This is a genomic window from Pseudomonas sp. K5002, assembly GCF_013386655.1.
In the GTDB taxonomy this organism is placed as follows: domain Bacteria; phylum Pseudomonadota; class Gammaproteobacteria; order Pseudomonadales; family Pseudomonadaceae; genus Aquipseudomonas.
The window spans coordinates 1-310 of sequence record NZ_JACARK010001635.1 but is presented as its reverse complement, the minus strand read 5'-3'; the positions used below and the strand labels follow the sequence as shown (position 1 = coordinate 310).

General features: G+C 66.1%; 1 protein-coding gene. It reads left to right on the top strand.

Going from position 1 to position 310, the window contains the following annotated elements:
• Positions 1–310, top strand: a 310-nt coding sequence (locus HX846_RS38400) for an aldehyde dehydrogenase family protein (protein ID WP_178967601.1), incomplete at both ends; no start/stop codon positions are given.

Genomic DNA, 310 nt, shown 5'->3' with positions numbered 1-310 from the left:
GCCAAGCTGCGGGTCAACCCGAACCTGATCCGCAACTCGGTGCCGTTCAACGCCGAGGCCGACTCGCTGAACTGCGCGATCCTCGCCCCGGACGTAAGCCCGGACGACGAAGAGTTCGAGCTGTTCATCAAGGAAGTCGCCCGGGAAATGACCACCAAGGCCGGGCAGAAATGCACCGCCATTCGCCGCGCCATCGTGCCGGCCAAACATATCGACGCCGTCGCCACCCGCCTGCGGGACCGCCTGAAAAAAGTCGTGGTGGGCGACCCGTCGGTGGAAGGCGTGCGCATGGGCGCACTGGCCTCCCACG